Raw genomic sequence first — 18,082 nt, 5'->3', positions numbered from 1 at the left:
CATGGACGCTCTCCACTGGTGGCGCCAGGGCGACGCCGTCACGCAGGGTGCCGCGCTGGTGCTCCTGGCCATGTCCGTGGCAAGCTGGGTGGTCATCGTCTGGAAGCTGCGGCTCATGCGCCAGGCCAGCGCCGACGTGGCCCGCTGCACGGCGGCGTTCTGGCAGGCGCCGTCCATGGACGTTGCTGCACAGCGCCTGCAATCTTTTGACCGCGCTGCGCTTGTCCTGCCTTTGGTTGTTGCTGCGAATTCAATAGCAAATCATGCCGGTCCCACCGGCCAGCCCACGCTGGCGGCGGCAGGCAGCCTGTCGCAGCGGCTCACCCGCGTGCTGCGCGACGCCTTGCACGGCGTGCTCGGGCGCCTGCAGTTTGGCCAGGTGCTGCTGGCCACGGTGGGCTCCACGGCACCGTTCGTGGGGCTGCTGGGCACCGTCTGGGGCATCTACCATGCGCTCACGGCCATGGCGGGCGCGGGGCAGATCACCATCGACCGCGTGTCCGGCCCCGTGGGCGAGGCGCTGGTCATGACGGCGGCCGGGCTGGCGGTGGCGATCCCGGCCGTGCTGGCCTACAACGTGTTCGGCCGCCTGATCGGCCGCATCGAGGCCGACCTGGAAGGCTTCGCGCGCGACCTGCGCGAACTGCTGATCGACACGGCGCCGCCCGCCGGTGCGCGGCCCTGAATCCCGGAGGTCCGTTTTCACCATGGCCTTCGGACGACTTGAACGCACCGCCGGGCCCCAGCCCATGAGCGACATCAACATGACGCCGCTGGTGGATGTGATGCTGGTGCTCGTGGTCATCTTCATCCTCACGGCGCCGCTCATGGCTAGCGCGATCCGGCTCGACCTGCCGCGCACCGAAGGCGCCACGCCCGGCACGGTGCCGCAGTTCGTCACCCTGGTGGTCGATGCCTCGGGCCAGGCCTTTCTTCAGGACGAGCCCCTGTCGCAGCCCGCGCTGGCCGAGCGCCTGCGCCGCATCGGCGCCGAACGGCCCGACACCGAAATCCAGCTGCGCGCCGATGCGGCCGTGCCCTATGGGCGGGTGGTCGAGGTCATGGGCGCGGCGCACCTGGCCGGGCTGCAGCGCATCGGCTTCGTGGCCGAGCCGCCGGCCGCTGGCGCGCCAACGGCCCCTGCCAGGGCACCTTGAAGCCGCCATGCGCCGGGGTCCCAGGGGGGCCGCGCAGGCCGCTGGCGGCGGCGGGCGCGGAACGCAGGGCCTGACAGCCTAAAATCTGCGCAGCGCGGCCTCGCAGCCGCACACCTCTCTCATCCCCGAGCCCTCATGCAAGACAAATACTCTCCCCAAGACGTCGAGCGCGCCGCGCACGACCACTGGACCGCCACCGACGCCTACCGCGTGACGGAGGACACCAGCAAGAAGAAGTTCTACGCCTGCTCGATGCTGCCCTACCCCAGCGGCAAGCTGCACATGGGCCATGTGCGCAACTACACCATCAACGACATGCTCACGCGCCAGCTGCGCATGAACGGCCACAACGTGCTCATGCCCATGGGCTGGGACGCCTTCGGCCTGCCGGCCGAGAACGCCGCGCTCAAGAACGGCGTGCCCCCCGCCAAGTGGACGTACGAGAACATCGCGTACATGAAGAAGCAGATGCAGGCCATGGGCCTGGCCATCGACTGGAGCCGCGAAGTGGCCACCTGTGACCCCACGTACTACAAGTGGAACCAGTGGCTGTTCCTCAAGATGCTGGAAAAAGGCATTGCCTACCGCAAGACCCAGGTCGTGAACTGGGACCCGGTGGACCAGACCGTGCTGGCCAACGAGCAGGTCATCGACGGCAAGGGCTGGCGCACCGGCGCCACGGTGGAAAAGCGCGAGATCCCGGGCTACTACCTGAAGATCACCGACTACGCCGAAGAGCTGCTGGACTTCGTGACCGGCGACAAGCTGCCCGGCTGGCCCGAACGCGTGAAGCTCATGCAGGAGAACTGGATCGGCAAGAGCGAAGGCGTGCGCTTCGCCTTCCCGCACGATATCCGGGGCGATGACGGCACGCTGATCGGCGACGGCCGCATGTACGTCTTCACCACGCGCGCCGACACCATCATGGGCGTGACCTTCTGCGCCGTGGCGCCCGAGCACCCGCTGGCCGCCCACGCCGCCAGGACGAACCCGGAGCTCGCCGCCTTCATCGAGGAATGCAAGAGCGGCGGCACCACCGAGGCCGAGCTGGCCACGCAGGAAAAGAAGGGCCAACCCACGGGCCTGTTCGTCACGCACCCGCTGACGGAGGAAAAGGTCGAGGTCTGGGTCGGCAACTACGTGCTCATGGGCTATGGCGACGGCGCCGTGATGGGCGTGCCCGCGCACGACGAGCGCGATTTCGCCTTCGCCCTCAAGTACAACCTGGAGATCAAGCAGGTGGTGCTGGTCGATGGCGAGCACTTCGACTACCACCAGTGGAACGACTGGTACGGCGACAAGCAGCGCGGCGTCACCATCAACTCCGACAGCTTCAGCGGCCTGGGCTACAAGGAAGCCGTCACCGCCGTGGCCCACGCGCTGCAGGCCAAGGGCCTGGGCGAGACCAAGACCACCTGGCGCCTGCGCGACTGGGGCGTGAGCCGCCAGCGCTACTGGGGCACGCCCATTCCCATCATCCATTGCGATGAACACGGTGCCGTGCCCGTGCCCGAGAAGGACCTGCCGGTGGTGCTGCCCACCGACTGCGTGCCCGATGGTTCGGGCAACCCGCTGCACAAGCACGAAGGTTTCCATGCTGGCGTGGTCTGCCCCGTGTGCGGCAAGGCCGCGCGGCGCGAGACGGACACCATGGACACGTTCGTGGACTCGTCCTGGTATTTCATGCGGTATTGCGACCCTAAGAATGCCGACGCCATGGTCGCTGGCGGCGCCGACTACTGGATGCCGATGGACCAGTACATCGGTGGTATCGAACACGCCATCCTGCACCTCTTGTACGCGCGCTTCTGGACCAAGGTCATGCGCGACCTGGGGCTGGTCAAGGTGGACGAGCCCTTCACCAAGCTGCTCACGCAAGGCATGGTGCTCAACCACATCTACAGCCGCCGCACCGCCAAGGGCGGAAAGGACTACTTCTGGCCACACGATGTGGAGCATGTGCTGGACGAAGGCGGCAAGATCGTTGGCGCCAGGCTCAAGAACGAAGCCGCCAGCGGTGACGGCCTGTTGCCGGCGGGCACGCCCATCGACTACGAGGGCGTGGGCACCATGTCCAAGTCCAAGAACAACGGCGTGGACCCGCAGGACCTCATCGAGAAGTACGGCGCCGACACCGCGCGCCTGTACACCATGTTCACCGCCCCGCCCGAGGCCACGCTGGAGTGGAACGACGCGGCCGTGGAAGGCAGCTACCGTTTCCTGCGCCGCGTGTGGAATTTCGGCTTCAAGCTCTCCGCCATGGACATGCAAGCCGCCAGCGCCAGCGTGGCAAGCGCCAGCAGCCTGAAGGAGGTGGAATTCGGCAAGGAAGCCAAGGCCCTGCGGCTGGAGATCCACACCGTGCTCAAGCAGGTGGACTACGACTACCAGCGCATGCAGTACAACACCGTGGTGTCGGGCGCGATGAAGATGATCAACGCGCTCGAGGACTTCAAGGCCACGGAGTCGGCCGGCGCCCAGGTGGCGCTGATCGAAGGCTTTGGTATCCTGCTGCGCGTGCTGTACCCGGCCACGCCCCACATCGCGCACAGCCTGTGGAGCAGCCTGGGCTACGCGGGCCACCTGGGCGATCTGCTGGATGCGCCCTGGCCCCAGGTGGATGCGAACGCGCTGGTGCAGGACGAGATCGAGCTCATGCTGCAGGTCAATGGCAAGCTGCGCGGCTCCATCCACGTGCCGGCGCAGGCCGACAAGGCAGCGATCGAGCGCATCGCCCTGGCCAGCGAGGCGTTCACGGCACATGCCGCGGGCGCGGCGCCCAAGCGGGTGATCGTGGTGCCTGGCCGCCTCGTGAACGTGGTGGTGTGAAATGAAGCGACACCCCCCTGAGGCGCTGCGCGCCGGGGCGGCCCTGGTGCGGCGTCTGCTGGCCTGGGCCGCGCCAGTGCCACGGGTTGTGGGTGGCGCGAACGCAATGGATAACTGAAATGCAAAGACGCACACTGCTCTTCATCGCGCCCGCGGCCCTGCTGTCGGCCTGCGGTTTTCGCTTGCGGGGCGTGCCGGAGTTCGGGTTCGACTCGCTCTACATCGCGGCCCCCGCGGGCTCGCCGCTGGCGCGGGAGCTGCAGCGCACGCTGGACGGGTCGGGCAGCAAGCTGCAGGTGCTGCGCGACCCGGCGGCCCTGCCCACCGCCGAGGCCATCCTGGACCTGCTGCAGGAGCAGCAGGAGCGCGTGGTGGTGGGGCTCAACGCCTCGGGCCAGGTGCGCGAGCTGCAATTGCGGCTGCGCATCCGCTTCAGGCTCCGGACCCCGGCGGGCACCGAGCTGATCCCTGACACCGAACTGCTGCAGCAGCGCGACATCAGCTACAACGAAACCATCGCCCTGGCCAAGGAGGCCGAAGAGGCGCTGCTGTACCGCAACATGCGGACCGACCTGGTGCAGCAGCTGATGCGCCGGCTGGCCGCCGTGAAGCGGTAGCCGGGGGCGGCGACGCCAGCGGCCGGGCCAGGCCCGCTCCACGGCGTCCCGCGCGGGGGCGCGCGCCCGTTTCAGGAAGCGCTACGGAGCGCCGCCTGCGGGGCGCGCAGGCCCGATGGCACGCGCATCAGCGTGCTCTTGCCGAACAGCGACTCCACCAGGTCCACGGCCAGCACGGCGGTGCGGTTGCGCACGTCCAGCGCGGGGTTGAGCTCCACGATGTCCAGCGACGCCAGGCGGCCGCTGTCGGCGATCATCTCCATGCACAGCTGGGCCTCGCGGTAGGTGGGGCCGCCGGGCACCGTGGTGCCCACGCCGGGCGCGATGTCCGGGTCCAGGAAATCCACGTCGAAGCTCACGTGCAGGTGGGTGTCGGCATCCAGCCCGGCCAGCGCCTGCTGCATGGTCTGGCGCATGCCCACCTCGTCGATGTAGCGCATGTCGAAGACTTCCAGGCCCTGCTCGTGCACGAAGCGTTTTTCGCCTTCGTCCACGCTGCGGATGCCGATCTGGCGGATCTGGCCGGGGTGCAGCGCGGGGCCTCCGCCGGGCATCCGGGCCAGCTCTGTCAGCTCCTTCGGCCCAAAGCCGCACAGGCAGGCCACGGGCATGCCGTGCACATTGCCGCTGGGCGTGAGGGCGCTGGTGTTGAAGTCGGCATGCGCATCAAGCCACAGCACGCGCAGCTTCCTGCCGGTCTCCGCGCAATGCCGCGCCACGGCGCTGATGCTGCCCAGGCCCAGGCAGTGGTCGCCGCCCATCAGGATGGGCAGGTGGCCGCGCCGCAATTCGGCATACACCGCATCGAACACGCGCTGGTTCCACTCCACGACTTCGGGCAGGTGGCGGTAGCCTTGCTGCGGGGGCTGCCAGGGATTGGCCGGCCCGCTCAGGTTGCCCCGGTCGAACACCCGCAGGCCGTGGCTTTCCAGCGCCGGCTGCAGCCCGGCCACGCGCAGGGCCTCGGGGCCCATGGAGGCGCCGCGCGCGCCCGCTCCCACGTCGGTGGGGGCGCCCAGGAGGCTGATGGATGGTGCGGGGAGGGGCGGGGTGGAGGTCATGGTGCGAGGCCTTTGTGGGGAACGGACGGTGCCGGGCGCGCCCGGGGTGCTGGGTGCCCGTGTGGTGGCGGGGTGATTGTCGGGGCGGGGAGCGCCAATGAAAAGCAGGACAGCTGCGCAATCGGGTGCGTGTACCGTGCAATCTGCAGGCCTGTGCTGGCGATCTGCGGGGTTTTCTGTGCCCCTGGCCTCCTGGTGCGCCAGGGTGCCAGGGCAAGGGGATAAACTTTGCCGCATGCAAGTCGCCCTGGCCCAACTCTCCACGCATCTCCAACGGGGCCTGTCGCCGCTCTACGTGCTGCATGGCGACGAGCCCCTGCTGCAGCAGGAGGCGGCCGACGCCATCCGCGCCACGGCCCGTGCGCAGGGCTATACCGAGCGCAGTTCCTACACGGTGGCGGGCGCGCACTTCGACTGGAGCGCGGTGCTGGCGGCGGGCGGCTCGCTCAGCCTGTTCGCCGACAAGCAGATCGTGGAGATCCGCATTCCCTCGGGCAAGCCCGGCAAGGACGGCAGCGTGGCGCTGCAGCAGGTGGCCGAGTCCGCCCGGGGCAACGACAGCACGCTCACGCTCGTGATGCTCCCGCGCCTGGACAAGGCCACACGCACCGGCGCGTGGTTCGCGGCGCTCGAATCGAGCGGCACCTCGCTCCAGATCGACCCCATCGAGCGCGGCATGCTGCCGCAGTGGATCGCACAGCGCCTGGCCGCCCAGGGGCAGCGCGTGGTGGCGGGCGAGGAGGGGCAGCGCACGCTGCAGTTCTTTGCCGACCGCGTGGAAGGCAACCTGCTGGCCGCGCACCAGGAGATCCAGAAACTGGCCCTGCTGCACCCGGCGGGCGAGCTGACGCAGGCCCAGGTCGAGGCCGCCGTGCTCAACGTGGCGCGCTACGACGTGTTCAAGCTGTCCGAGTCCGTGCTGTCCGGCCAGACCGCGCGCGTGCAGCGCATGCTCGACGGCCTGCAGGCCGAGGGCGAGGCCGAGGTGCTGGTGCACTGGGCGCTGGCCGAGGACATCCGCGCCCTCAAGCGCGTGAAGGACGCGATGAACGCCGGCCGCCCCCTGCCCATGGCCCTGCGCGAGAACCGCATCTGGGGCCCCAAGGAGCGCCTGTTCGAGCGCATCCTGCCCAAGGCCAGCGACGCCGCCCTGGCGCGCCTGCTGCAGTCCGCGCACACAGTGGACGGCATCGTCAAAGGCCTGAAGGCGCCCGACTGGCCGACCGACGGCTGGCAGGCGCTGCAGCGCCTGGCGTTCCAGCTGTGCCGGCTGACGCAGGCGGCGCGGTGAGCCGCGCTGCGCCTGGTTCCAGATAAAAATAGCCGCTACCGCTTGTCCATCAAGCGCTGGAAGCTATCAAAATGGTAGTAATGATCAGGCGGCGTCCAGCACGCCGCGTGCCTTGTCCACCCACATCTCCAGGTTGGCGACAAGATCCTTCTGGCTGAACGAGCAGCTTTCTTCCGAGAACAGCGCGCTGGATTCGAGCCGGTCCAGCAGGCCGTGCAGCACCTCGGCGTAGCGCGGGGGCAGGGCGGCCAGCAGGTCGGTCTGGGCGCGGGCGGTGGTGCTCAGGGCGGACGCCGACAGCGTGCCCTGGCTGAAGGCCTGCAGGGCGTCGTGGACAGGTTGGAGCAGGTGGGCGCGGGTCATGGGCGGCTCTGGAAGCGGGGGATGGCGGCGGGGTGGCAAGGGTAACAGGCGCTCGGTGGGCCGCACAGAGGGTATCTGCGGCAAAATCGCCGGATGAACGCCCTCAACGTCGCTGAATACACGCACACCCTCGGCCAGCAGGCCAAAACGGCCTCTGCGCTGATGGCCAAAGCGCCAGCAGCTATCAAAAACAAAGCACTCAAGGCCCTGGCCCGCCTGCTGCGCGAGAACGTGGAGGCGCTGCAGATCGACAACGCCCGCGACCTCGAACGCGCCCGCGCCGCCGGCCTGGCCGAGCCGATGGTGGACCGCCTGAAGCTCGGCCCCAAGGTGCTGGAGACCTGCGCCGAGGGCTGCGAGCAGCTGGCCGCCATGCCCGACATCATCGGCGAGATCCTGGGCATGAAGCAGCAGGGGAGCGGCATCCGCGTGGGCCAGATGCGTGTGCCGATCGGCGTGTTCGGCATGATCTACGAGAGCCGGCCCAACGTGACCATCGAGGCCGCGTCGCTGTCCATCAAGAGCGGCAATGCCTGCATCCTGCGCGGCGGTTCCGAGGCCATCGATTCCAACAAGGCTCTGGCCAAGCTGGTGCAGCAGGCGCTGGCCGAGGCCGGCCTGCCGCAGGACGCGGTGCAGCTGGTGCAGACCACCGACCGCGAGGCCGTGGGCCAGCTCATCGCCATGCCGCAGTTCGTGGACGTGATCATTCCGCGTGGCGGCAAGGGCCTGATCGAGCGCATCAGCCGCGACGCCAAGGTGCCCGTCATCAAGCACCTGGACGGCAACTGCCACACCTATGTGGACGACCCCTGCGACATCGCCATGGCGGTGAAGGTGGCCGACAACGCCAAGACGAACAAGTACAGCCCCTGCAACGCGAGCGAAGGCCTGCTGGTGGCGCGGGGCGTGGCGGCCGACTTCCTGCCGAAGATCGGCGCCGTGTACGCCGCCAAGGGCGTGGAGATGCGGGGCTGCCCGCAGGCGCTGGCCATCCTGCAATCGGTACAAGGCGCCCAGCTGGTGCCCGCCACCGAGCAGGACTGGAGCGAGGAGTACCTGGCCCCGATCATCAGCGTGAAGGTGGTGGATGGCGTGGACGAGGCCATCGCCCACATCAACCGGTATTCGAGCCACCACACGGATGCCATCCTCACCACCAACCATATGCACGCCCAGCGCTTCCTGCGCGAGGTGGATTCGGCCAGCGTGATGGTGAACACCAGCACGCGGTTCGCCGATGGCTTTGAGTACGGGCTGGGCGCCGAGATCGGCATCAGCACCGACAAATTCCATGCGCGCGGGCCCGTGGGGCTCGAAGGCCTGACCTCGCTCAAGTACGTGGTGCTGGGCGAGGGCGAGGTGCGGACCTGATTTGCTCCATTTTTCATAGCTGGTGGCGCTTGCCAGTAGTGCGCTGACGGCCCATGCCACATGAAAATCATCATCCTCGGGGCGGGCCGCGTGGGCCAGAGCGTGGCCGACAGCCTGGTGTCGGAGCGCAACGACATCACCGTGATCGACACGGACGCCGCGCGCCTGCGCGACCTGGAGTCGCGCTTCGACCTGCGCGGCGTGGTGGGCAACGGCATCGAGCCCGCCGTGCTGGCCGAGGCGGGCGCGCAGGACACCGACCTGCTGATCGCCTGCGCCGCGCAGGACGAGACCAACCTGGTGTGCTGCAAGATCGCGCAGCTGGTGTTCAACATCCCCAAGCGCATCGCGCGGGTGCGCTCCACCGGCTTTGACCTGGACACGCGGCTGACCGGACCCGAGGGCTTTGCGGTGGACCGCATCATCTGCCCCGAAGAATCCCTCACGCGCTACATCGGCAAGCTCATCGAATACCCCGAGGCCATGCAGGTGCGCGAGTTCGCGGGGGGGCGTGCCTGCCTGGTATCGGTGCGCGCGCGTGCGGGTGCCCCCATGGCGGGCCACACCATCGGCCAGCTGCGCGAGAGCGACCCCGAGATGGCCATGCGCATGGTGGCCATCTACCGGCGGTTTCCGGACGAGCCGGACCGTTTCGTCGCGTGCGACGGGCGCACCCGCATCGAGCCGGGCGACGAGGTCTTCGTGCTGGCCGCGCAGGAGCACATCGCGAAGGTGCTGGCGGCCCTGCACCGGCCGCAGTCGCAGCCTTCCCAGCCCGTGCGCCGCATCATGATCGCCGGCGGCGGCCGGGTGGGGCTGCGCCTGGCCCGCCAGCTGGCGCAGGCGCCGGGGCGCTTCAACATCAAGATCATCGAGGACCACGCCGACCGCTGCGTCGAGCTGGCGTCGGCCCTGCCTTCCGAGGTGCTGGTGCTGCAGGGCGACACCACCGACGAGGACCTGCTGGGCGACGAGGGCATCGAGGAGGTGGACCTGTTCCTGGCGCTCACCGACGACGACGAGGACAACATCATGTCCTGCCTGCTGGCCAAGCGCATGGGCGCCAGGCGGGTGCTCGCCCTCATCAACCGCCGCAGCTACGCCGACCTGATGCACGGCACGCAGATCGACATCGCGCTGTCGCCCGCGCAGGCCATGCTGGGCGAGCTGCTCGCCTACGTGCGCCAGGGGGATGTGCAGGCCGTGCACAGCCTGCGCCGGGGCGTGGCGGAGGCGCTGGAGATCGTGGCGCGCGGCGACCGGAAAAGCTCGCGCGTGGTGGGCCGCAAGGTCAGCGAACTGGCGCTGCCGCGCGATGTGCACATGGGCCTGATCGTGCGCGGCCTGCCGGATTCGCCCGATGCGCCGCCCGGGGATCTGCGCGAGCCGCAGGTCATCATCCCGCGCAGTTCCACGGTGATCGAGGGCAACGACCACGTGGTGTTCTTCCTGCCGAACAAGCGGCTCGTGCGCGACGTGGAAAAGCTCTTCCGCGTGAGCGCGACGTTTTTTTGATGTCCTCCCCTGAGTTGATTCGCGCCTCCGTGCAGTTGCCAGAGGCACCAGCTCTTCGGGGCCGTCCCAGCCTGCGCAGGCACGCTGGGAGCCCCGGCCCCCAGCCCCCGCTCTCGCAGCGCTTCGCGCTGCGGGCAGGGGGACGCCGCCAGCGCACGCCAGCGAAGCGCCGCCTCTGCGGCGCGGCGGCCCTTGCGCGGCGGCCCTCGCCTGGGCTGCGCCAGTATCGGCAGCTGCATGCGATGCCGGCTGCCATGGACCAAGGACGCCCGTCATGACAGACATGTTTCCCGTCCTGCGCGTGCTGGGCATCCTGGTCATGATCTTTTCGCTGGCCATGGGGCTGCCGCTGGTGGTGTCGCTGTGGACGCGCGATGGCGTGTGGCACGTGTACCCGATCGCCATGGGCGCCACGATGGCGGTGGGGGCGTGGCTCTGGTGGCGCCTGCGCCTTTTCCGCCAGGAATTGCAGCCGCGCCACGGCGTGATGCTGGTGTCGCTGGTGTGGATGCTGCTGCCGCTGTCCGCCGCGGTGCCCCTGATGCTGGCGGGCCACCACATCGGGCGGCCGATGTCTTTCACGCATGCGTACTTCGAGGCGGTGTCGGGCCTGACCACGACCGGCTCCACGGTGCTCAGCGGCCTGGACGCGCTGCCCGTGTCGGTCAATGTATGGCGCACCTTTCTGCAGTGGATGGGCGGGATGGGCATCCTCATCCTGGCGGTGGCCGTCCTGCCGCTGCTGGGGGTCGGGGGCAGCCAGCTGTTCAAGGCCGAAGCGGCCGGGCCGCTCAAGGACGCCAAGCTCACGCCGCGCATGACGGGCACCGCCAAGGGCCTGTGGGGCGTGTATGCACTGTTTTCCGTCACCTGCGGCCTGGCCTACTGGGCGGCCGGCATGGGGCCGCTGGATGCGCTGATGCACATGTTCACCACGGTGAGCCTGGGCGGGCTGTCTTCCCATGACACCAGCTTCGGGTATTTCCAGTCGCCGCTGCTGGAGGCGATCTGCGTCTTCTTCATGCTGGTGGCCAGCTGCAATTTCGCGCTGTACTTCGTGGCCTTCCGCAAGGGCCACTGGGGTGGCTTCTGGCGCGACCCGGAGTTGCGCGCGACGCTTTTCTCGCTGGTGGGCGGGGGGCTGGTGGTGGCGCTGCTGCTGTGGGCCAAGGGGGTCTATGCCCCGCTGAATGCGCTGCGCCACGCGATGTTCAATGTGATCTCGCTCGCCACCACCACGGGCTATGCCACCGTGGACTACCTGGCCTGGCCCGTGTTTGCGCCCGTGTTCATGCTGCTGCTGTCGGGCGTGGCCACCAGCGCGGGGTCGACCGGCGGGGGGATCAAGATGGTGCGCATGCTTATCCTGGCCAAGCAGGCGCGCCGGGAGATGAACCGCCTGGTGCACCCGCGCGCCGTGCAGCCCGTGTGCCTGGGAGGGGCCGTGGTGGACAACCGCGTGATCTTCTCGGTGCTCGCGTTCATGCTGGTGTATGGCGGCACGGTCTTCGGGCTCAGCATGGTCATGCTGCTGACCGACCTGGACCCGGTCACGGCGTTCTCGGTGGTGCTGGCCAGCGTGAACTGCGCGGGCCCGGGGCTGGGCAGCGTGGGCCCTGCGTCCACCTATGCCGTGCTGACCGATTTCCAGATCTGGGTGTGTTCGCTGGCGATGCTGCTGGGGCGGCTGGAGATCCTGAGCTTCATGGCCTTGCTCACCCCCGCCTTCTGGCGCCGGTAGCCAGCGCCCGCCACGGCTCGTGCCGCAGGCGGCTTGCGAATTTCCGGCCCGACCCCAACTCCCTACAATTCATCGCAATCGCTTCCCGAGGGCTTTCCATGGTTCCGCATCTCATCACGGCCCTCACCGGGCCGATCAACGAACTCGAACAGCGCATTCTCGACTCGATGCCCGCCATCGAGCGCTGGTTCCGGCTGGAGTGGATGGAGCACACGCCGCCGTTCTATACCTCGGTGGACATCCGCAATGCGGGCTTCAAGCTCGCGCCCGTGGACACCAACCTGTTTCCCGGGGGCTGGAACAACCTCACCAAGGAGATGCTGCCCCTGGCCGTGCAGGCCGCCATGGCCGCCATCGAGAAGATCTGCCCCGAGGCGCGCAACCTGCTGATCATTCCGGAAAACCACACGCGCAACACCTTCTACCTGGCCAATGTGGTGCAGTTGCAGCGCATCTTCAACATGGCGGGCCTGAACGTGCGCGTGGGCTCCATCAGTCCCGAGATCAAGAAGCCCACGCTCATCGAGCTGCCCAATGGCGACACGGTGACGCTGGAGCCCGTGGTGCGCACCAAGCGCCGCCTGGGCCTCAAGGACTTCGACCCCTGCACCATTCTGCTGAACAATGATCTCTCCGCCGGGCCGCCCGGCATTCTGGAAGACATCCACGAGCAGTACCTGCTGCCCCCGCTGCATGCGGGCTGGAGCGTGCGCCGCAAGAGCACCCACTTCAAGAACTACGAAGAGGTGGCCAAGCGCTTCGGCAAGATGCTGGGCATCGACCCCTGGCTCGTCAACCCCATGTACAGCCAGTGCGACGGCGTGGACTTTGCCGAGGACAAAGGCATGGACAAGCTGCAGACCACGGTGGATGCGCTGCTGACCAAGGTGCGCCGCAAGTACAAGGAATACGGCATCAACGAGAAGCCGTTCGTCATCGTCAAGGCCAACAACGGCACCTACGGCATGGGCATCATGACCGTGCGCGACGCCAAGGAGCTGGACGCGGTCAACCGCAAGACCAAGAACAAGATGGCCATCATCAAGGACGGCCAGCCGGTCAGCGACCTCATCATCCAGGAAGGCGTGCTCACGCAGGAGCGCGTGCACGAGGCCGTGGCCGAACCGGTGGTCTACATGATGGACCGCTACGTGGTGGGCGGCTTCTACCGCATGCATGCCGAGCGCGGCGTGGACGAGAACCTCAACGCCCCGGGCGCGAGCTTCGTGCCGCTCGCGTTCGAGCACAGCACGCACATGCCCCAGCCCGGCGTGCGCCCCGGCGTGAGCGCGCCCAACCGCTTTTACATGTACGGCGTGGTCGCGCGCCTGGCCATGCTGGCGGCCAGCTACGAGCTGGAAGCCACCAACCCGGACGCCGAGGTGTACGACTGAAACGGCGCCCCCGGGAAGCGGCGTGCCTTCTCCGTCTTCTCCCGGAGGGGGCAGGGCCGCGGCCCTTGGGGCGGGGCCGCCCCTGCGATCAGGCAGCGCCAGTATCGCCGGGGGATTCCGCGCGGCCTGCCATGTCTGCGCCGGGCTGCCAAGGGCAAGTTGTTGCGTCGCAACATGGGGAGCTCCCCCCAGGCACTTGATCTGCCTCAGGCGCACAATAGCGTTCCCAAAAGTAACGGAACCCGGCAGCCCCTGTGTGCCGGGTGCGGTCAGTGCAAAGCTCCAAATCATCGCTCGCAGCGCTTACGCTGGGCGCCATCGGTGTTGTGTATGGCGATATCGGCACCAGCGTGCTGTATGCCGTCAAGGAGGTCTTCGGGTCCGGCCATGTGCCGTTCTCCCCAGCCAATATCTACGGCATCCTCTCGATCTTCTTCTGGACGCTCACCGTCATTGTTTCGCTGAAGTACGTGGTGCTGGTGCTGCGCGCCGACAACCACGGCGAGGGCGGGCTCATCGCCATGCTGGCGCTGGCCTCCCAGGCCGTCAAGGACAAGCCCCGGCTGCGTGGCGTGCTGCTGGCCGTGGGCATCTTCGGCACCTCGCTCTTCTATGGCGACGGCGTCATCACGCCCGCCATCTCGGTCCTGTCGGCCGTCGAAGGGCTGGAAGTCGTCTCGCCGCATTTCAAGCAGTACGTGATTCCGATCACCCTGGTCGTGCTCTTTTGCCTGTTTGCCGTGCAAAAGCGCGGCACCAGCGGCATCGGCAAGTTTTTCGGGCCCATCACCCTGGTGTGGTTCATCACCATTGCGCTGCTGGGCGTCTCGCACATCGTGGGGCATCCCGAGATCCTCTGGGCGCTGAGCCCGCACCACGCGCTGGGCTTCATGTGGGCCCATCCCGGCACCAGCTTCGTCATCCTGGGGGCCGTGGTGCTGTGCGTGACGGGGGCCGAGGCCCTGTACGCCGACCTGGGCCACTTTGGCAAGCGCCCCATCCGCATGGCCTGGTTCGGCGTGGCCATGCCCGCGCTCACGCTCAACTACTTCGGCCAGGGCGCGCTGCTGCTGGCCGAGCCCGAGGCAGTGAAGAACCCGTTCTACATGATGGCGCCCGACTGGGCGCTGGTCCCGCTGGTGATACTGGCCACCATGGCCACCGTGATCGCATCGCAGGCGCTGATCACCGGCGCCTTCAGCGTGACCAAGCAGGTCATCCAGCTCGGGTACCTGCCGCGCCTGAACATCCAGCACACCAGCGTGCGGGACACCGGGCAGATCTACATGCCGCTGGTCAACTGGGGGCTGTTCGCCGCCATCGTGCTGGCCGTGGTGATGTTCCGCTCCTCCAGCAACCTGGCGGCCGCCTACGGCATCGCCGTGACGCTGGACATGCTGATCACCACCACGCTGACCTTCTTCGTGATCCGGTACGGCTGGGGCTACCCGCTGGCGCTGTGCATCGCGGCCACGGGCTGCTTCTTCGTGGTGGACCTGGCGTTCTTTGCCTCCAACCTGCTCAAGCTGTTCCAGGGCGGCTGGTTCCCGCTGATGATCGGCGGCGTCGTGTTCTCCCTCATGATGACGTGGAAGGAGGGGCGACGGCTGCTCAACGACAAGCTGCGTGCGGACGCCATCGACCTCAAGGACTTCCTGGAGTCGGTGTTCATCAGCCCGCCCACGCGGGTCGAGGGCACCGCCGTGTTTCTCACGGCCGAGACCGGTGCGGTGCCCAATGCGCTGTTGCACAACCTCAAGCACAACAAGGTGCTGCACCAGCAGAACCTGTTCGTGACCGTGCACAACCACGAGACGCCCTGGATCGGGCTGGACAAGCGCCTGCAGGTGGAGCCCCTGGGCCACGACTGCTGGCAGGTGGTGATCCACTACGGCTTCAAGAACGACCCGGACGTGCCGCGTGCGCTGGAGCTGCTGCGCGGGCGGGGCTGCGAGCTGGAGTCGATGACCACCAGCTACTTCCTCTCGCGCGATACCGTCATCCCCACCATTGGCAGCGGCATGGCGCCCTGGCGCGAGAAGCTGTTCGCGCAGATGCACCACAACGCCAGTGGTGCGGCGGACTTCCTGCACCTGCCCAACAACGCGGTCGTCGAACTCGGATCCAAGATCGAGATTTGAGCGGGTTGGGGTCTTTTTGGCCTCAAGCGCTTGTTCATCAAGCGCCAATAGCTATAAAAATAATAGCATTCGTGTCCCCCGCCTTTCTGCGGTGGCGCGGCCGCCGGCGGGGATGCGGGGTGCCAGAATCCAGCCCATGCAATTTTTCAAAGACCTGAGCCTGTCGGCATTCACTGCCGGGTTCGTGGCCGTGCTGGTGGGCTTCACCAGTTCGGTGGCCATCGTGTTCCAGGCCGCGCAGGCGTTTGGCGCCACGCCGGCCCAGGTCACGTCCTGGATGTGGGCGCTGGGCCTGGGCATGGGCCTGTGTTCCCTGGTGCCCTCGCTCATCCTGCGCAAGCCCGTGATGGTGGCCTGGTCCACCCCTGGCGCGGCCGTGCTGGCCACGGCCGGCCTGGCCGGGGGCTTCACCATGGGCGAGGCGGTGGGCGCCTTCATGGTCAGCGCCGTCCTCATCACGCTGGCCGGCGTGACGCGCTGGTTCGAGCGGGCCATGGGGCGGATCCCCATGGAGATCGCCGCCGCCCTGCTGGCGGGCGTGCTGGCGCGTTTCGGCCTGCAGGCGTTTGCCGCCGCCCAGACGGCATTGCCGCTGGTGCTGACCATGCTGGTCGTGTACCTGTTTTCCCGCAAGTTCGCGGCGCGGTACGCCGTGGTCGTCACCCTGGCGGTGGCCGTGGTCTTCGTGGCCCTGCAGGGGAAGATGGCATGGTCGGGGGTGCGGCTGGAACTGGCAATGCCCGTCTTCACGGCCCCGCAGTTCAGCCTTGCCGCGACCATCAGCCTGGCGATCCCCTTGTTCGTCGTCACCATGGCGTCGCAAAACCTTCCCGGCGTTGCGGTGATCCGGGCCTCGGGCTATGACCTGCCCATCTCCCGCCTCATCACGCTGACGGGGCTCGCCACGCTCGCGCTCGCGCCCTTTGGCGCCTTCGCGCTGAACTTCAGCGCCATCACGGCCGCGATGTGCATGGGCCCCGAGGCCCATGAGGACCGCCATCGGCGCTACACGGCAGCGGTGTGCTGCGGCGCACTGTATGTGGCGATCGGTCTCTTTGGTGCGGTCATCACCGGCCTGCTGACCGCATTTCCCTCCGAACTGGTGGTGGCGATCGCAGGCCTGGCCCTGCTGGGCACCATCGGCAACGGCCTGGCGGTCGCCTTGCGCGAGGAGTCGCACCGCGAAGCGGCGCTCGTCACGTTCCTCGTCACCCTGAGCGGCGTGGTCATTGCCGGGGTGGGGTCGGCCTTCTGGGGCGTGGTCGCCGGCAGCTTTGCGCTATTTGTGCAACAGTACAGGCGTTCGCCGGCCCGGGGTGCGTGAGGCGAGCCCGGGTGAACCGCTGGCGCGGCGGCCGGGCCAACCGGGCGTTGCGGCCATCGTCTTTGCCCATATCTATATAGAGGAGCTAGCTGGCCAGCCTGGCAGCGCCTCTCCTGCTACTTTCGATCCGACACCATGAAACTGCTCTTCATCGCCGATCCCCTGGAAAGCTTCAAGATCTACAAGGACACCACCTTCGCCATGATGCGCGAAGCCCATCGGCGCGGGCATACGCTGGCGGTGTGCGAGCCACGGCACATCACATGGCAGCGCGCAAGCAAGGTGAGTGCGCGGGTGCGCGACATCCGACTGACGGGGAATGCCAGCCCGTGGTTCGAGGCGCAGCCCGAACGCGTCGCCGCGTTGGTGGACTTCGACGCCGTGCTGATGCGCAAGGACCCGCCCTTCGACAGCGAGTATTTCTACGCCACCCATCTGCTGGAGCAGGCCGAGCGAGATGGCGCCCGCGTGTTCAACAAGCCCCGGGCACTGCGCGACCATCCGGAAAAGCTGGCGATCATGGAGTTTCCCCAGTTCATCGGGCCAACCCTGGTCACGCGCAGCGCATCGGACATCCAGCGTTTTCACGCAGAGCACCGGGACATCATCCTCAAGCCGCTGGACGGCATGGGGGGCATGGGCATCTTCCGCGTGGGACCGGATGGCCTGAACCTGGGCAGCATCACCGAAACGCTCAATCGCGACGGCGCGCAGAGCGTGATGGTGCAGAAGTTTCTGCCCGAGATCGTGGACGGCGACAAGCGCGTGCTGGTGATTGGCGGCAAGCCCGTTCCTTATTGCCTGGCGCGCATTCCGCAAGGCACGGAGGTGCGTGGCAACCTTGCGGCGGGGGGCAAGGGCGTGGCACGGCCCCTGACGGCACGCGACCTGGAGATCGGCGAAACCCTGGGGCCCCTACTGCAAGAGCGCGGCCTGTTGCTGGCGGGCGTGGATGTCATCGGGGACTGCGTCACGGAAATCAATGTGACCAGCCCGACGTGCTTCCAGGAAATCTTCGATCAGACAGGGTGTGATGTCGCCGCCCTGTTCATCGACGCACTGGAGTCCGCCATGGCGGCGTCCCCCCGGTAGAGGGCGATTTTTTGGCTGGGGTCTTTCCTTGCCCTCCGAACTCATGCTATAGTCGAGGGCTTCGCTACTGAGGCGGTGCTGCAGAGATGCGGGGCGCTGGAGGTTTGGGTGATGATGGGGTCTAGGCCCTGTGGTTGCCGGGGCTGAGAAGGTGGAAGAAGAAAGTTTGGTTTTGGGTTGTAG

General features: G+C 67.7%; 14 protein-coding genes. 12 read left to right on the top strand and 2 right to left on the bottom strand.

The features are described 5' to 3' along the window. Nucleotide 1: 1 nt before the first annotated feature. The 4 genes from AC07OC_RS09410 (at nucleotide 2) to AC07OC_RS09395 (ending at nucleotide 4,603) form a co-directional block, all read left to right on the top strand. Entirely contained in the window at nucleotides 2–685 is a 684-nt protein-coding gene (locus AC07OC_RS09410; protein WP_218341788.1) for a MotA/TolQ/ExbB proton channel family protein, read from the top strand. Nucleotides 686–707: 22 nt separating this feature from the next. Then, entirely contained in the window at nucleotides 708–1,157 is a 450-nt protein-coding gene (locus AC07OC_RS09405) for an ExbD/TolR family protein (protein ID WP_218341789.1), read from the top strand. Nucleotides 1,158–1,292: 135 nt separating this feature from the next. Beyond that, entirely contained in the window at nucleotides 1,293–3,986 is a 2,694-nt protein-coding gene (gene leuS / locus AC07OC_RS09400; RefSeq protein WP_218341790.1) for a leucine--tRNA ligase, read from the top strand. A 119-nt stretch (nucleotides 3,987–4,105) separates the two neighbouring features. Then, nucleotides 4,106–4,603: an LPS-assembly lipoprotein LptE gene (locus AC07OC_RS09395; protein WP_218297853.1), complete on the top strand. Its 498-nt coding sequence runs from the start codon at nucleotides 4,106–4,108 to the stop codon at nucleotides 4,601–4,603. Nucleotides 4,604–4,674: 71 nt separating this feature from the next. Here the strand turns inward: AC07OC_RS09395 and rocF are convergent, their stop codons facing one another. Continuing rightward, nucleotides 4,675–5,664, bottom strand: a complete 990-nt coding sequence (gene rocF / locus AC07OC_RS09390) for an arginase (RefSeq protein ID WP_218341791.1) — start codon at nucleotides 5,662–5,664, stop codon at nucleotides 4,675–4,677. A gap of 235 nt (nucleotides 5,665–5,899) precedes the next feature. Here rocF and holA point away from each other — a divergent pair, with 235 nt between their 5' ends. Beyond that, nucleotides 5,900–6,955, top strand: a complete 1,056-nt coding sequence (gene holA / locus AC07OC_RS09385; RefSeq protein WP_218341792.1) for a DNA polymerase III subunit delta — start codon at nucleotides 5,900–5,902, stop codon at nucleotides 6,953–6,955. Nucleotides 6,956–7,039: 84 nt separating this feature from the next. Here the strand turns inward: holA and AC07OC_RS09380 are convergent, their stop codons facing one another. Further along, nucleotides 7,040–7,318, bottom strand: coding sequence for a hypothetical protein (locus tag AC07OC_RS09380; protein ID WP_218341793.1), 279 nt, complete (start codon nucleotides 7,316–7,318; stop codon nucleotides 7,040–7,042). A gap of 93 nt (nucleotides 7,319–7,411) precedes the next feature. Here AC07OC_RS09380 and AC07OC_RS09375 point away from each other — a divergent pair, with 93 nt between their 5' ends. From AC07OC_RS09375 to gshB, 7 genes are all read left to right on the top strand, one after another. Further along, a complete protein-coding gene (locus AC07OC_RS09375) occupies nucleotides 7,412–8,692 on the top strand; it encodes a glutamate-5-semialdehyde dehydrogenase (protein ID WP_218341794.1) in 1,281 nt (426 codons plus the stop codon). A 60-nt stretch (nucleotides 8,693–8,752) separates the two neighbouring features. Then, a complete protein-coding gene (gene trkA, locus AC07OC_RS09370; protein ID WP_218297848.1) occupies nucleotides 8,753–10,207 on the top strand; it encodes a Trk system potassium transporter TrkA in 1,455 nt (484 codons plus the stop codon). 274 nt (nucleotides 10,208–10,481) lie between these two features. Further along, nucleotides 10,482–11,948 carry a TrkH family potassium uptake protein gene (locus AC07OC_RS09365; protein WP_494601023.1) on the top strand — a complete coding sequence of 489 codons (1,467 nt, stop codon included), beginning with the start codon at nucleotides 10,482–10,484 and terminating at the stop codon, nucleotides 11,946–11,948. Nucleotides 11,949–12,046: 98 nt separating this feature from the next. Next, nucleotides 12,047–13,342: a glutamate--cysteine ligase gene (gene gshA, locus AC07OC_RS09360; RefSeq protein WP_218297846.1), complete on the top strand. Its 1,296-nt coding sequence runs from the start codon at nucleotides 12,047–12,049 to the stop codon at nucleotides 13,340–13,342. A 272-nt stretch (nucleotides 13,343–13,614) separates the two neighbouring features. Then, a complete protein-coding gene (locus AC07OC_RS09355) occupies nucleotides 13,615–15,483 on the top strand; it encodes a potassium transporter Kup (protein ID WP_494601021.1) in 1,869 nt (622 codons plus the stop codon). Between the two features lie 136 nt (nucleotides 15,484–15,619). Continuing rightward, a complete protein-coding gene (locus AC07OC_RS09350) occupies nucleotides 15,620–16,807 on the top strand; it encodes a benzoate/H(+) symporter BenE family transporter (protein WP_218297844.1) in 1,188 nt (395 codons plus the stop codon). Between the two features lie 135 nt (nucleotides 16,808–16,942). Beyond that, nucleotides 16,943–17,899 carry a glutathione synthase gene (gshB, locus tag AC07OC_RS09345; RefSeq protein WP_494601019.1) on the top strand — a complete coding sequence of 319 codons (957 nt, stop codon included), beginning with the start codon at nucleotides 16,943–16,945 and terminating at the stop codon, nucleotides 17,897–17,899. Nucleotides 17,900–18,082 lie beyond the last annotated feature (183 nt).

The sequence above is a fragment of the Acidovorax sp. GW821-FHT10E04 genome, assembly GCF_059415185.1.
Note: the sequence above shows the minus strand (reverse complement) of the source record. Positions and strands in the feature narration are given on the sequence as shown.

Bases quoted from the DNA above. Each gene is read 5' to 3' on its own strand.
- AC07OC_RS09375 (WP_218341794.1), top strand. From the start codon at position 7,412: ATGAACGCCCTCAACGTCGCTGAATACACGCACACCCTCGGCCAGCAG.
- AC07OC_RS09405 (WP_218341789.1), top strand. From the start codon at position 708: ATGGCCTTCGGACGACTTGAACGCACCGCCGGGCCCCAGCCCATGAGC.
- rocF (WP_218341791.1), bottom strand. From the start codon at position 5,664: ATGACCTCCACCCCGCCCCTCCCCGCACCATCCATCAGCCTCCTGGGC.
- AC07OC_RS09350 (WP_218297844.1), top strand. From the start codon at position 15,620: ATGCAATTTTTCAAAGACCTGAGCCTGTCGGCATTCACTGCCGGGTTC.
- AC07OC_RS09365 (WP_494601023.1), top strand. From the start codon at position 10,482: ATGACAGACATGTTTCCCGTCCTGCGCGTGCTGGGCATCCTGGTCATG.
- AC07OC_RS09380 (WP_218341793.1), bottom strand. From the start codon at position 7,318: ATGACCCGCGCCCACCTGCTCCAACCTGTCCACGACGCCCTGCAGGCC.
- AC07OC_RS09395 (WP_218297853.1), top strand. From the start codon at position 4,106: ATGCAAAGACGCACACTGCTCTTCATCGCGCCCGCGGCCCTGCTGTCG.
- gshB (WP_494601019.1), top strand. From the start codon at position 16,943: ATGAAACTGCTCTTCATCGCCGATCCCCTGGAAAGCTTCAAGATCTAC.
- AC07OC_RS09410 (WP_218341788.1), top strand. From the start codon at position 2: ATGGACGCTCTCCACTGGTGGCGCCAGGGCGACGCCGTCACGCAGGGT.
- gshA (WP_218297846.1), top strand. From the start codon at position 12,047: ATGGTTCCGCATCTCATCACGGCCCTCACCGGGCCGATCAACGAACTC.
- holA (WP_218341792.1), top strand. From the start codon at position 5,900: ATGCAAGTCGCCCTGGCCCAACTCTCCACGCATCTCCAACGGGGCCTG.
- leuS (WP_218341790.1), top strand. From the start codon at position 1,293: ATGCAAGACAAATACTCTCCCCAAGACGTCGAGCGCGCCGCGCACGAC.
- trkA (WP_218297848.1), top strand. From the start codon at position 8,753: ATGAAAATCATCATCCTCGGGGCGGGCCGCGTGGGCCAGAGCGTGGCC.